At 64.8% G+C, this 13,538-nt stretch carries 12 protein-coding genes; 1 reads left to right on the top strand and 11 read right to left on the bottom strand.

Annotation, left to right across the window (positions count from 1 at the left end):
- Positions 1 to 50: 50 nt before the first annotated feature.
- The 11 genes from lpxD to rpsB form a co-directional block, all read right to left on the bottom strand.
- Positions 51 to 1,148 (bottom strand): UDP-3-O-(3-hydroxymyristoyl)glucosamine N-acyltransferase, encoded by a 1,098-nt coding sequence (gene lpxD, locus ACUDCK_RS11670; protein ID WP_175167445.1) that lies wholly within the window; start codon positions 1,146 to 1,148, stop codon positions 51 to 53.
- Positions 1,149 to 1,162: 14 nt separating this feature from the next.
- Positions 1,163 to 1,723, bottom strand: coding sequence for an OmpH family outer membrane protein (locus tag ACUDCK_RS11665; RefSeq protein WP_054502809.1), 561 nt, complete (start codon positions 1,721 to 1,723; stop codon positions 1,163 to 1,165).
- Positions 1,724 to 1,833: 110 nt separating this feature from the next.
- Entirely contained in the window at positions 1,834 to 4,179 is a 2,346-nt protein-coding gene (gene bamA, locus ACUDCK_RS11660) for an outer membrane protein assembly factor BamA (RefSeq protein WP_054502810.1), read from the bottom strand.
- A gap of 53 nt (positions 4,180 to 4,232) precedes the next feature.
- Complete coding sequence (gene rseP / locus ACUDCK_RS11655; protein ID WP_054502811.1) at positions 4,233 to 5,564, bottom strand: RIP metalloprotease RseP; 1,332 nt, start codon at positions 5,562 to 5,564, stop codon at positions 4,233 to 4,235.
- Between the two features lie 71 nt (positions 5,565 to 5,635).
- On the bottom strand, positions 5,636 to 6,835 hold the full coding sequence (locus ACUDCK_RS11650; RefSeq protein WP_054502812.1) for a 1-deoxy-D-xylulose-5-phosphate reductoisomerase: 1,200 nt from the start codon (positions 6,833 to 6,835) through the stop codon (positions 5,636 to 5,638).
- Complete coding sequence (locus ACUDCK_RS11645; RefSeq protein WP_064524467.1) at positions 6,832 to 7,689, bottom strand: phosphatidate cytidylyltransferase; 858 nt, start codon at positions 7,687 to 7,689, stop codon at positions 6,832 to 6,834. Before ACUDCK_RS11645 ends, ACUDCK_RS11650 begins: the two co-directional genes overlap by 4 nt.
- 64 nt (positions 7,690 to 7,753) lie before the next feature.
- Positions 7,754 to 8,518, bottom strand: a complete 765-nt coding sequence (uppS, locus tag ACUDCK_RS11640) for a polyprenyl diphosphate synthase (protein WP_054502814.1) — start codon at positions 8,516 to 8,518, stop codon at positions 7,754 to 7,756.
- A 166-nt stretch (positions 8,519 to 8,684) separates the two neighbouring features.
- On the bottom strand, positions 8,685 to 9,245 hold the full coding sequence (gene frr / locus ACUDCK_RS11635; RefSeq protein ID WP_049074267.1) for a ribosome recycling factor: 561 nt from the start codon (positions 9,243 to 9,245) through the stop codon (positions 8,685 to 8,687).
- Positions 9,246 to 9,260: 15 nt separating this feature from the next.
- Positions 9,261 to 9,977 (bottom strand): UMP kinase, encoded by a 717-nt coding sequence (gene pyrH / locus ACUDCK_RS11630; RefSeq protein ID WP_006394495.1) that lies wholly within the window; start codon positions 9,975 to 9,977, stop codon positions 9,261 to 9,263.
- A gap of 97 nt (positions 9,978 to 10,074) precedes the next feature.
- A complete protein-coding gene (gene tsf, locus ACUDCK_RS11625; RefSeq protein WP_049074268.1) occupies positions 10,075 to 10,953 on the bottom strand; it encodes a translation elongation factor Ts in 879 nt (292 codons plus the stop codon).
- A 181-nt stretch (positions 10,954 to 11,134) separates the two neighbouring features.
- Positions 11,135 to 11,884, bottom strand: coding sequence for a 30S ribosomal protein S2 (gene rpsB / locus ACUDCK_RS11620; protein ID WP_054502815.1), 750 nt, complete (start codon positions 11,882 to 11,884; stop codon positions 11,135 to 11,137).
- Between the two features lie 823 nt (positions 11,885 to 12,707).
- Between rpsB and map the strand changes: the two genes are divergently transcribed.
- On the top strand, positions 12,708 to 13,529 hold the full coding sequence (gene map, locus ACUDCK_RS11615; protein ID WP_054502816.1) for a type I methionyl aminopeptidase: 822 nt from the start codon (positions 12,708 to 12,710) through the stop codon (positions 13,527 to 13,529).
- Positions 13,530 to 13,538: the final 9 nt, after the last annotated feature.

The raw sequence follows: 13,538 nt of genomic DNA, 5'->3' as shown, positions 1-13,538 counted from the left end.
ATGAATTAAATCTGTCGGCGCCGCGAGCGCCAGGGCGGCATGGCGGCGCCCTAGTCTTTTTCCAGCGTCCGCAAGCGGCGGCGCAATTGCGCCAACTGTTGTATCACGGCGGCGTTGCGCTGCCATTCGCCATGTTCCGCATACGGGTACACCCCGGTATAGCGGCCAGGCTTGGAAATATTGGACGTCACCGCGGTGCCGCCCGAAATGTGTACGTCGTCGCCCAGCGTCAGGTGCCCTGACAGCATGGCCGCGCCGCCGATGGTGCAGCGCTCGCCGATGGTCGTGGACCCCGCCACGCCGACGCACGCCGCGATCGCGGTGTAGGCGCCGATACGGCAGTTGTGGGCCACCATGATCTGGTTGTCGAGCTTGACGCCATTGCCCACGACGGTGTCTTCGAGTGCGCCGCGGTCGATGGTCGTATTGGCCCCGATTTCGACGTCGTCACCCACCGTCACCCCGCCCAACTGGGGAATCTTGCCCCAGGCGCCCTTGCCCAGCGACGGATCCGGCGCGAAACCGAAGCCGTCTGCGCCGAGCACCGCGCCGCTGTGGATGATGGCGCGCGCGCCGATCTTGACGCCTTCGTACAGCGTGACATGCGCATGCAGGCGGCTGTCCGGGCCGATCGACGAGCCAACGCCGATGACGCAGCCAGCGCCCAGCACGCTGCCGCGGCCGATGCGCGCGCCCGATTCGATCACGCAATTCGGACCGATACGCACGTCTTCCTCGATGTGCGCATCAGGCGCGACCACGGCCGAGGGATGCGTGAACGCGGGCAGGGCCGGACGCCGCGCGGCGTCGAACCACTGCGCCACGCGGGCGTAAAGCAGATACGGATGCTTGCAGACGACCAGCGTGAAACGCGGCCGATCGGCGCCGGCGGCTTCCAGCGTCTCGGCCACGTCGGCCGAGACGATCACCGCCCCCGCCTGCGTGGCGGCGAGCTGGCTCTGGTACTTGGGATTGGCCAGGAAACTGATCTCATGGCCGCTGGCCGAAGCCAGGGTGCCGATGCCGCAGACTCGCAAGGGCTCTGCGCCGGCGGGCGCGCTGATGCGCCAGTCCATGCCCTGGGTATTGGCGGCGCTCAACAGCGCTTCGAGCGTCGGCGCGCGGGCAAGATCCAGTAGAACCGGCATACGGCGACTGCAGCTTACTTGCCCAGGCTCTGGATCACCTTGTCGGTGATGTCGATGCGCGGGTTGACCGTGACGGCGTCCTGGATGATCAGGTCGTAGTTTTCCTGTTCAGCGATGCGCTTGATGGCCTCGTTGGCCTTCGTCACGATGCTGGAAAACTCTTCGTTGCGGCGGCGGTTGAAGTCTTCCTGGAATTCGCGGCGCTTGCGCTGCAGGTCGGTATCCAGGTTCGACAGCTCCCGCTGGCGCTTGACGCGATCGGACTCGGACAGCACGGGCGCATCCTTGTCGAACTTCTCGGCTTGCGAACGCAGGCTGGAGTTCAGACGCTGCAGTTCGTCGTCACGCTTCTTGAATTCGGCTTCGATCTTGCTTTGCGCCGTCTTGGCCGGACCGGATTCACGCAGGATCCGCTCGGTGTTGACGAAGCCGATCTTGGTGTTCTGAGCCTGAGCGGGCACCGCCGCGACGGAACCGAGAATGAGCGCACCCACCAGGGCAATGGAGCCGCCCAGCTTGCCACGACGATTAACGCGCGGCGAATTCGATGATTTAAGTGCGAAGTCAGACATCATGAAAATCTCACCTTCCAGTAAGGCAAAGCCAAAGTATGTATTGTGCCACTAAACGACAAGGGAGCCGGGCCAGGAGGCCTCTCCCTTGTTTTCAAGCGTAACGCCAGCGCTTAGAACCCGGTTCCGATCTGGAACTGGAAGCTCTGCTTGTCGTCGCCCGGCTTGGCATTGAGCGGACGCGCGTACGACAGTTGCAGCGGGCCCATCGGCGACTGCCACGACAGGCCGATACCCGCCGAGAAACGCCAGCCGCAAGGATCGTCGACCTCGCTGCCCGGCTTGCCGTTGGTGCACGACAGGCCGCTGCCCGCGCCCACCTGGCCCGCATCGCTGAAGATGAACCAGCGCAGCGTGCGGTCCTTGGATGCGCCCGGGAACGGCAGGTACAACTGCGCGTTCGCCACGATGCGGCGCGAACCGCCCAGGTAGTCGCCCGTGACCGGATCGCGCGGACCCAGCGACGAACCTTCGTAGCCGCGCACCGTGCCAATACCGCCGGCGTACACGTCCTTGATGATCGGGTAGTCCTTGCCGCCGTAGCTCTGGCCCCAGTCGACCATGCCGTTCAGCGCCAGGGTGTACGAATTGCCCAGCGGGATGAAGTACTGCTGCTGACCGGTGAGCATGTAGTACTTCAGGTCGACCGTCGAGAAGTCGCTCTTCAAGCGGGTGTACGAACCCTTGGTCGGCGCCAGGGCGCTGTCGCGGGTGTCGTTGGACCAGCCGGCGGTGAAGATCACCGAGTTGGTCGCATCGCCGTACTGGTCGACGAACTTGCGGTAGGCCAGCGGCGAATTCGAGAACAGATCGATCTGGTTGCGCTCGAGGTTGGCGCCCAGGAAGATCCGGTCGTACTCGGAGATCGGCACGCCGAAGTTCATGCCCAGGCCCATGGACTTGACGCGGTAGTCGCCGTCGTTGTTGTTCCAGGGCTCGGTCACACGGTAGTAAGCGGACGTGGTGCGGCTGATGCCGTCCTTGGTCCAGTACGGGTCGGTGTGCGACAGCACCACCGCGCGGTTGCTCTTGCTGGTGTTCAGTTGCAGCGTGAGGTTGGTGCCGCTGCCGAACACGTTGTCTTCGCTGATGCCGGCCGACAGGATCGCCTTTTCGGACGAACCGTAGCCCACGCCCAGGTTGATCATGCCGGTGGGCTTTTCCTTCACGTCGACGTTGACGTCGACCTGGTCGGGCGAGCCCGGCACCGGATCGGTCTTGACGTTGACGTCGCTGAAGTAGCCCAGGCGGTCGACGCGGTCGCGCGAGGTCTTGATGTCCTTGGCGTCGTACCAGGCGGCTTCCTGCTGGCGCATTTCGCGGCGCACGACTTCGTCGCGCGTGCGGGTGTTGCCGCCGATCTGGATGCGGCGCACGTAAACGCGGCGGCTCGGATCGACGTAGAACGTCAGGTCGGCCTCGTGCTTGGCGCGGTCGAGCTGCGGGTTCGGGTTGACGTTGGCGAAGGCGTAGCCCAGTTCACCCAGGTAGTCGGTGATGGCCTTGGCCGAATCGTTGGCCTTGGCCGCCGAGAACGTTTCGTCGGGCTTGATCTTGACCAGGTTGTTGATTTCCTGGTCCAGGCCGATCAGATTGCCCGCCAGTTTGACGCTGCGCACCTTGTACGGCTCGCCTTCATGGACCGTGATGGTGATGCGGATGTCCTTGCGGTCGGGCGAGATCGTCACCTGGGGCGGCTCGACCGTGAATTCCAGGTAGCCGCGGTCCAGGTAGAACGAACGCAGGCGTTCGAGGTCGCCTTCGAGCTTTTCCCGCGAGTACTTGTCGGTATCGGTGTACCAGGTCAGCCAGCCCGGCGTGGTCAGCTTGAATTCGTCGAGCAGGTCGCTTTCCGAGAAGGCCTTGTTGCCGACGAAGCGGATTTCCTGGATGCGGGCGACCGAGCCTTCGAACACGTCGAAGCTCACGCCAACGCGGTTGCGCGGCAGCGGCGTGACGGTGGAGGTGACCTCGACGCCGTACTTGCCCTTGGACAGATACTGCTGCTTGAGTTCGTATTCGGCGCGCTCGAGCATCGAGCGGTCGAAAATCCGGCCTTCGGCGAAACCCACCTGCCCCAGCGACTTGGTAATGGCCTTGGAATCGAACTCACGCATGCCGTTGAAATTCACGGATGCAATCGTCGGACGCTCCTGGACCACCACGACCACGACATTATTGTCGGTCTGGATCTGCACGTCGGTGAAAAATCCCGTGCCGTACAGGCGGCGAACGGCCTCGGTGGCCTCTTCCTCGGTGAATTTCTCACCGACCTTGACGGGCAGATAACCGAAGACGGTGCCGGCGTCGGTTCGCTGGATCCCCTCTACGCGGATATCCCGCACGACAAAAGGGTCGAAGGCGTGAGCCATGCCTGGCAGCAGCAATGCGGCGATCAGACTCGGCACTACGCCCGGCAGTACACCCTTTTTGTGATGAAACATCCGGCGAAAAGACATCCTTGAGTATCCTCGGTCGTGCAAATGGCGGGGGATTTTATGCTAATTGGCGCTTAAGTGAACAAGCGCGTGAAATCATTGAACAACGCAAGCCCCATCAGGCTTGCCAATAAACCAATGCCTGCGCGCTGTCCGATATCGATCCACCGTGCGGGCGGCGGACTGCCCCGCACAATTTCGACGAGATAGTACAGCAGATGGCCACCGTCCAGCATAGGAATGGGCAGCAAATTTAGTACGCCCAGGCTGATGCTGATCAACGCGATATAGGCGATATACGCAACAATGCCGATGCGGGCGGTCTGGCCGGCATAATCGGCGATCGTGACCGGGCCGCTGACATTGCGCCAGGAAACGTCCCCCGTGACCATGCGGCCCATCATGCGCAGCGAAAACAGGGCGGTGTCCCAGGTGCGGACGGCGCCGCGCCAGAGGCTGTCGAAGACGCCGTAGCGCACCGTCACCATGGGCACGTCGCCGCCTAGCTGGACGCCGAGCCGGCCGATGACCTGGCCGTTGACCGTTTCGGCGCGCGGCGTGACATTCACGGAAATCTGGGCGCCATCGCGCGCCACCGTCAGGGCCAGCGTCTTGCCCGCGCTGTCCTGGATCTGCTTTACCAGCGCGCCGGTGTCCGGCGTGGGCTGGCCATCGACGGCCAGGATCAGGTCGCCCGCGCGCAGGCCGGCCGCCTGCCCTTCGCCGCCATCGTTGACGACGCGCACGGCGGGCTTGGGTTGGGCCAGGCGGATGCCGGCGGCCAGCAGCGGATCGCCGCCGGCCGGATCCATGGCGTTGGCCGGCAGGGTCAGTTCCCGTTGCTGCGATGCACCACCGGGGGTGCCGACTTCGATCTGGGTGCGGCCACCCGTGGCCATCACGTCCATCAGGCGCCAGCGGGCGTCCGACCACGACGCGACCTCCTGGCCGTCGATGGCCAGGATGCGGTCGCCCGCCACCAACCCGGCGCGCGCCGCGGGCGTATCGGCAGCGGGTTGGGCGATGACAGCCACCGGCTCCTCGGTGCCCGCCATGTTCAGGCCGGCATACAGGAAGACCGCGAGGATGAGATTGAAAATGGGACCGGCGGCAACGATCGCGATGCGCTTGCCGACCGATTTGTTGTTGAAGGCGCCTGCCGCTTCGGCCGGGCTGGCGCCCGCCGGGGCATCGTCCTGCATCTTGACATAGCCGCCCAGGGGCAAGGCCGACAGGGCCCATTCGGTGCCATGGCGATCGGTGCGGCGCAGGACCACCTTGCCGAAGCCGACCGAAAAGCGCAGCACCTTGACGCCGCACAGCCGCGCCACCCAATAGTGCCCCAACTCATGGAAAATGATCAGGGAGCCAAGCGCAACGGCAAAGGCCAGCAGGGTGAAAAGCATCGGGGTCAGGAAATCAAGGAATCAACGCACGGGAAAAACGGCGCACGGTCCGGGGAACGATCCATGCGCCATCACGCCAGGCCGAGATTGCCGGCGTAAACGCGCGCGGCGGCATCCAGCGCCAGCACATCGTCAAGACTATTGAGCGTAACAGATGATTGCCCCCCCTGCCACTCCAGGGTCGCCTCGATAACCCGCGGTATCCAGGTATACCCCAGACGGCCCGCCAGGAAGGCGTCCACCGCCACCTCATTGGCCGCGTTCAGGGCGATGCAGGCGCCCTGCCCGGCACGCAGCGCCTCGAACGCCAGCGCCAGGCACGGGAATCGCGCCAGGTCCGGCTTTTCGAAATCGAGCCGGCCCAGACGGGTCAGGTCCAGCGGCCCCACGCCGCTGTCCAGGCGCTCGGGAAAGCCCAGGCCGTAGGAGATCGGCGTGCGCATGTCGGGCTGACCCAATTGCGCCAGGATCGAGCCGTCGTCGTATTCAACCATGGAGTGAATCACGCTCTGCGGATGCACCACGACCTCGATGCGGTCGGCCGGCATGGCAAACAGCCAGTGCGCCTCGATCACCTCCAGGCCTTTGTTCAGCATGGTGGCGGAATCGACCGAGATCTTGCGGCCCATGCTCCAGTTGGGATGGGCGCAGGCCTGCGCCGGCGTCACCTCGTGCAGGTCCTCCAGGTCGCGGCCCCGGAACGGGCCGCCGGAGGCGGTCAGCAGCAGTCGGCGCACGCCCGGCGCCGGCGCATCGGGCGCCCCGGCCCGGCCGCCATGGGGCAGACACTGGAAAATCGCATTGTGTTCGCTGTCGATGGGGAGCAATTCGGCGCCGTTGTCGCGAATTGCCTGCATGAACAGCGAGCCGGCGGCGACCAGCGCTTCCTTGTTGGCCAGCAAGACCCGCTTGCCGGCACGCGCCGCGGCCAAGGCCGCGGGCAGGCCGGCAGCGCCGACGATGGCCGCCATGACGGCGTCGCACTGCGCATCCGCCGCCGTATCGGCCAGGGCCTGCGCGCCGATCCGGATTTCCGGCGCGGCCTGCCCGGCCGGCCAGGCCGCCACGAATTTGTCACGCGCCTTGGCATCGGGCACCACGACCACCGCGGCGCGGCTGGCCAACGCCTGCTCGGCCAGCCGTTCCATGCGACTGTAGGCAGACAGGGCATACACCGCCAGGCGATCCGGATGGCGAGCGATCACGTCCAGCGTGCTCTCGCCTATCGAGCCGGTCGATCCCAGCACCACGACGCGTTGAAAAGCCGTCAAAACAACACTCCAGACAAGATTAGCGCCAACGGCGCGACCGGCAGGATCGCGTCGATACGGTCATAGACCCCGCCGTGCCCCGGCAGCAGTGCGCTGGAATCCTTGCGGCCCGCGCGGCGCTTGAGCAACGACTCGAACAGGTCGCCGATGATGGACAGCACGCCCAGCAACGCCGCGATCGGCAGCGCCAGCCAGAACGACCAGTGCGCCACCAGCGCATGGCCGAACGTTCCGTCCCACAGGCTCGACAGGCCGATCCAGATGACGGCGCCCAGCACGCCGGCGACCGCGCCGGCCACCGTCTTGCCGGGGCTGACCCGCGGCGCCAGTTTACGCTTGCCGAATGCGCGGCCGGCGAAATAGGCGGCGATATCGGCGACCCAGACCAGGGCCAGCAACGACACCACGAAGGCGGCGCCGCGCGCCATGAACATCTGGGCCAGCACCGCCCAGGCGGTGAACGCGGCGGGGACCGAAAACAGCGACCACCCCAGATTCGCCGGCGCCGCGTCGGATCGGCCGCGCACCACGGCGGCGGTGGCCCCGAACAGCCAGACCACGGCAACCAGCGGCGCGGCGTAGCGCAGGATCCAGGACGGATCCGCGATGCCGTCGCGCTGGCCCGACAACCAGGCCGACGCCAGGGCCAGCATGGCCGCGAACAACAGGACGGGAATGCCCGCGGCGATCATGGACGACGGCGGTTGCGGCAGCGTCAGGCGCAGCCACTCCCAATTGGCGCAGGCCGCCGCCAGCGCGAGCAACGCCACGAACCACCAGGGATTGGCGCTCATCATTGCGGCCGCCAGGACGGCGAGCAGGACGATGGCGGTAACGATACGCTGGCCCAACATGGTGACGATCTCCTCGGGTCGACCCACAGCCGCCGCGCGCGGGGCACGGCGAGCCGCGGCCGGACTATTTTTCGCCGGTTTCGGTGAGCTGGGCGCTGGTGCGGCCGAAGCGGCGCTCGCGCGTCCGGTACCAGTCAAATGCCTGGCGCAGTTCGTCGGCGCCGAAATCCGGCCAGTAGCGGTCCGTGAAATAGAACTCCGCGTACGCCATCTGCCAGATCAGGAAATTGGAAATGCGCTGCTCGCCGCCGGTGCGGATGAACAGGTCGGGCTCGGGCGCCCAGGACATGGAAAGATGCCGCGCCAGGCGCTCTTCGTCGACCCGCTCCGGATGCGCCGCCAGCTCGGGCTCGGCCGCCAGCATCGCGCGGGTGGCCTGCAGGATGTCCCAGCGACCGCCGTAGTTGGCGGCCACCGTCAGGTGCAGGCGGTCATTGTGGGCGGTGCGCGCCTGGGCGGCGAAGATCAGTTCCTGCAGGCGCGGCTCGAACGCGGACAGATCGCCGATGACGTGCAGGCGCACGCCCTGCTCTTCCAGCTTGCCGACTTCGCGCTCCAGCGCCTGCACGAACAGGCGCATCAGCAGCGACACCTCCTCGGCAGGCCGGCGCCAGTTCTCGGAACTGAAGGCGAACAGCGTCAGGTAGCGCACCCCCGCGCGGCCGCAGGCCTCGACCACGCGGCGCACCGCCTGCACCCCCTTGGCATGCCCGGCCGTGCGTGGCAACAGCCGCCGCGTCGCCCATCTGCCGTTGCCATCCATGATGATGGCCACGTGCTCCGGGATGTCGCGGGTATCGGGAACCGCCTGGGTAGAACTGGTTGCCATGGGTCTGGGGAGCGCCGTCGACCGGCGTAAAACAGGGAATACGGGGAAAAACCCGCGCCGTCGATCCACCGCTGCGTCAGTGTGCTGCGAAGCAATGGATAGGACGGCGCGAAGGCAAAAATCCTGGGACCGGGGCGGCTTGCTGCCCGCTCCGGCTCTGCAAGGATTATACGGTCATGATTTCCGCTTCTTTTTGGGCAACCATCTTGTCGATGTCGGCCACGTTGCGGTCGGTCAGCTTCTGGACGTCGTCCTGGGCGCGACGCTCGTCGTCCTCGGAAATTTCCTTGTCCTTGACCAGCTTCTTCAAGGTGTCGTTGGCTTCGCGGCGCAGATTGCGCACGGCCACCTTGGCGTCCTCGCCTTCGCTGCGCACGACCTTGGTCAGGTCGCGGCGGCGCTCTTCGGTCAGGGCCGGCATCGGCACGCGGATGGTATCGCCCATGGACATGGGGTTCAGGCCCAGGTCCGATTCGCGGATGGCCTTCTCGATCGCGGCGGCCATGCTCTTTTCGTAGGGCTGGACGCTGATGGTGCGCGCGTCAATCAGGTTCACGTTGCCGACCTGGCTGATCGGCACGGGCGAACCGTAGTACTCGACCTGCACGTGGTCCAGGATGCCGGTGTGGGCGCGGCCCGTGCGGATCTTGGCCAGGTTGGTCTTGAGCGTGTCAAGCGACTTGGCCATCCTGGCTTCGGCGGATTTGCGGATTTCTGCGACGCTCATGGATTTTCCTTTTCTTTAAACGTGTACCAACGTGCCTTCGTCTTCGCCGCTGACGACGCGCTTGAGCGCGCCCGACTTATTGATCGAAAACACCTTGATCGGCAGCTTCTGGTCGCGGCACAGGGCGAACGCCGTGGCGTCCATGACTTCCAGGCGGCGGACGATGGCCTCGTCGAAGCTGATGCGCGCGTAGCGCGTGGCGGAAGGATCCTTGTTGGGATCCGCGCTGTAGATGCCGTCGACCTTGGTGGCCTTCAGCACGATCTCCGCGCCGATCTCGGCGCCACGCAGGGCGGCCGCGGTGTCGGTCGTGAAGAAGGGGTTGCCGGTGCCCGCGGCGAAGATGACGACCTTGCCTTCTTCGAGGTAACGCAGGGCCTTGGGGCGGATGTACGGTTCGACGACCTGGTCGATGTTCAGGGCCGACTGCACGCGGGTGTCGATACCCTTGTGCTTGAGCGCGTCCTGCAGGGCAAGCGCGTTCATGATGGTGGCCATCATGCCCATGTAGTCGGCGGTGGCGCGGTCCATGCCCTGCGCACCCGGGGCGACGCCACGGAAGATGTTGCCACCGCCGATGACGATGGCCAGCTCGACGCCAGTGGCGGCGACTTCGGCGATCTCATCGGTCATGCGGACGATGGTGGCGCGATTGATGCCGAATGCATCGTCGCCCATCAGCGCCTCGCCGGAAAGTTTGAGAAGAACCCGTTTGTATGATCTGCTGCTCATAGGTGATATCCCGAAGAACATTCCGACGAAAGTGTAAGACAAGAAATAGGCCGGACTAGAAAATATCTAGCGCCGGCCTGTAAGGACTACCCCGAGATCAGGCGCGGCCGGCGGCGGCGGCGGCAACCTCAGCGGCGAAGTCGCTGGTCTTCTTCTCGATACCTTCGCCGACGACGAACAGCACGAACTTGGTGATCGAGGCGCCCTTGGCCTTGAGCATCTGTTCGACGGTGTTCTTGTCGTCCTTGACGAAAGGTTGCGACAGCAGCGTGACTTCCTTCAGGAACTTCTGCACCGAGCCTTCGACCATCTTGGCGACGATTTCAGCCGGCTTGCCCGATTCGGCGGCCTTCTGCTCGGCGACCGAGCGTTCGGCGGCGATGTCGGCCGGGTTCACGCCGTCGGCGTTCAGGGCCTTCGGCTTGGTCGCGGCGATGTGCATCGCCAGGTCCTTGCCCACTTCCTCGGCGCCGGCGTATTCCACCAGCACGCCGATCTTGCCGCCGTGCACGTAGCTGGCCAGCGCGTTCGGGGTCTGGATGCGCTCGAAGCGGCGGATCGAGATGTTTTCGCCGATCTTGCCGATCAGGGCGGTACGGGTCGATTCGATGGTGCCGTCGCCGTAGGGCAGCGCCGACAGGGCGGCCACGTCGGCGGGGTTCTGGGTGGCGACCAGCTCGGCCAGCTTGTTGACGAAGGCGACGAAGTCGTCGTTCTTGGCAACGAAGTCGGTTTCGCAGTTCACTTCGATGACGGCGCCTTGCTTGGCGTCGGCCGAGATGAACAGGCCGATCAGGCCTTCGGCCGTGACGCGGGCGGCAGCCTTGCTGGCCTTGTTGCCCAGCTTGACGCGCAGGATCTCTTCAGCGCGGGCCAGGTCGCCTTCGGCTTCCGTCAGGGCCTTCTTGCACTCCATCATGGGCGCATCGGTCTTTTCGCGCAGTTCCTTGACCAGGGCGGCGGTAATTTCAGCCATGTTAGCTCCAAATTTTGCTAAGACATGCCCCGGCGGGCCGGGGCATTGGTGTGATTCGATGAGACGTCCGCAAGCTGCGGATGAGGAAGGCGGGAGTCCGCCTTCGCACTGCCGGCGAGGCGGGGGCACGCCGCATTCCGCGACCGCCCCCTGACACTAACCGCCGGACATGACAGCAGGCTTAGGCCTGGTTGTCCTGCACTTCGACGAACTCTTCCTGGCCTTCGCCGATTTCCTCGACCAGACCGTTCAGGTTCTGTTCGCGGCCTTCCAGCACGGCGTCGGCGATGCCCTTGGCGTACAGCGCGATGGCCTTGGCCGAGTCGTCGTTGCCGGGGATCACGTAGTCGATGCCGTCGGGCGAGTGGTTGGTGTCAACCACGGCGACCACGGGGATGCCCAGGGTCTTGGCTTCGGCGATGGCGATCTTGTGGTAGCCGACGTCGATCACGAACATGGCATCGGGCAGGCCGTTCATGTCCTTGATGCCGCCGATCGACTTGTTCAGCTTTTCCAGTTCGCGCTGGAACAGCAGGCCTTCCTTCTTGATCATGCGCTCGGCGCCGCCTTCGGCGACCACGGCTTCCATGTCCTTCAGGCGCTTGACCGAGGTCTTGACCGTCTTGAAGTTGGTCAGCATGCCGCCGAGCCAGCGGGCATCGACGTAGGGCATGCCGCAACGGGCGGCTTCGGCGGCGACCAGCTCGCGGGCGGCGCGCTTGGTGCCGACGAACAGGATGTTGCCACCGCGAGCAGCAAGCTGCTTCACGAACTTGGTGGCTTCCTGGTACTTATCAACCGTCTTTTCCAGGTTGATGATGTGAATCTTGTTGCGATGGCCGAAGATGAAGGGGGCCATCTTGGGGTTCCAGTAGCGGGTCTGGTGACCGAAGTGGACACCCGCTTCCAGCATTTCGCGCATCAAAGACATAACTTTCTCCAAGGGTTGATTTCTTGCGCCGCACCTGCATCAGCCTGTGGCTGACACCCTGGGTGGTGTTGCGCGCGATTTCCCGCACCTGCGGGATGAACAGAATTTTAACCGGGCCGGCCGATCACTGCCGCACTACTCCGACGTGCCGGGCATGTGCCCTGCGCGCCTTGCTGCCACGCTGCCGCGATAAACCCAGACGGCCGCCACGACGAAGCGCCTGGCGCCGCTTGCACGCATCGCGCCGTCCGACCCGCCAGGAAATTCCTGGCAGTTTCTTCCAGCGCACCCGGACCTGTTTTGTTGGCAGCGAAATCCAGTTCATTCGCGCCATGGCTTTTCAACCATTGCGCGCATCAGTCGCCGGGGGCGGTTCTTCAGGAAAACCTCCAGGAACTGGAAACCTTCCAAGAACTTAAGCCGGCAGCCACCTTGAACCTGCATCGCTGCTCGAAAACGTGACCGGGCTTGCGAGCACGCAGCGCCCCGACCTGTGTCGATGCAACCATCCCACCGCCCCGGCCCGCCGCCTTCTCTCATCCGCTGTGCCGCCGTGCCTCCCGGAACCTGGCGACTGGCCCGAACCCCCACCACAACCTTCGCTTGCGATGAAACTCCGAAGCCCGCCACCGATCTCACAAGAAGCGGCGCGGCCCAACGTACGTAAATCAGACAACCAACCGGGTGTGGCCTGGATGATTCCATCCCCACCCGCCGGGATCGGCGCTTGCCGCTACCCAGATTGCTCCCCAAAATTTTAGGGAAGCCTATAATTCTACTATTCTTTCAAGCAGACATTCAAGCGAGATTCGTCAGTCATTCCATGGGCACCATTACCAATCCGGCCGACCTGGCCAAGATGCGCGCGGCCTGCCAGGACGCCGCCAAAGTCCTCGATTTCATCACCCCCTACGTCAAGCCTGGCGTCACCACCGGGGAACTGGACCGCCTCTGCCTGGAATACCTGACCGACGAACTCAAGGTGAAGTCCGCCACGGTGGGCTATGCCCCGCCCGGCTACCCGCCCTTCCCTGGCGCCATCTGCACCTCGGTCAATCACCAGGTGTGCCACGGCATCCCGGGCGACAAGGCCTTGAAAAACGGGGACTCCCTCAACATCGACGTCACCATCATCAAGGACGGCTGGTTCGGCGACACCAGCCGCATGTACGCCGTGGGCGAGCAGTCGATCCTGTCGCGCCGCCTGACCGACATCACCTTCGAGTGCATGTGGAAAGGCATCCAGCAGGTCAAAAACGGGGCCACATTAGGCGACATCGGCAACGCCATCCAGAAGCATGCCGAGTCCAACGGCTTTTCGGTGGTGCGCGAGTTCTGCGGCCACGGCATCGGCCAGCGCTTTCACGAAGACCCGCAAGTGCTGCACTACGGCAAGCCGGGCACCGGAGTGAAATTGGTGACGGGTATGCTGTTCACCATCGAGCCCATGATCAACGCCGGCCGCCGCGAGATCCGCCAGTTGTCCGACGGCTGGACGGTCGTGACGCGCGACCACAGCCTGTCGGCGCAATGGGAGCATGCTGTGTGCGTCACCGACACCGGCTACGAGGTCCTGACCCTGTCGCCCGGCATGCCCAAGCCGCCTGCCTTCATCACCGAACCGATCGTCATCCCCGCCGTCTGACCCCGGCCC

This window comes from Achromobacter sp. CF-sbj1-Ac2-l, from assembly GCF_052698165.1.
Note: the sequence above shows the minus strand (reverse complement) of the source record. Positions and strands in the feature narration are given on the sequence as shown.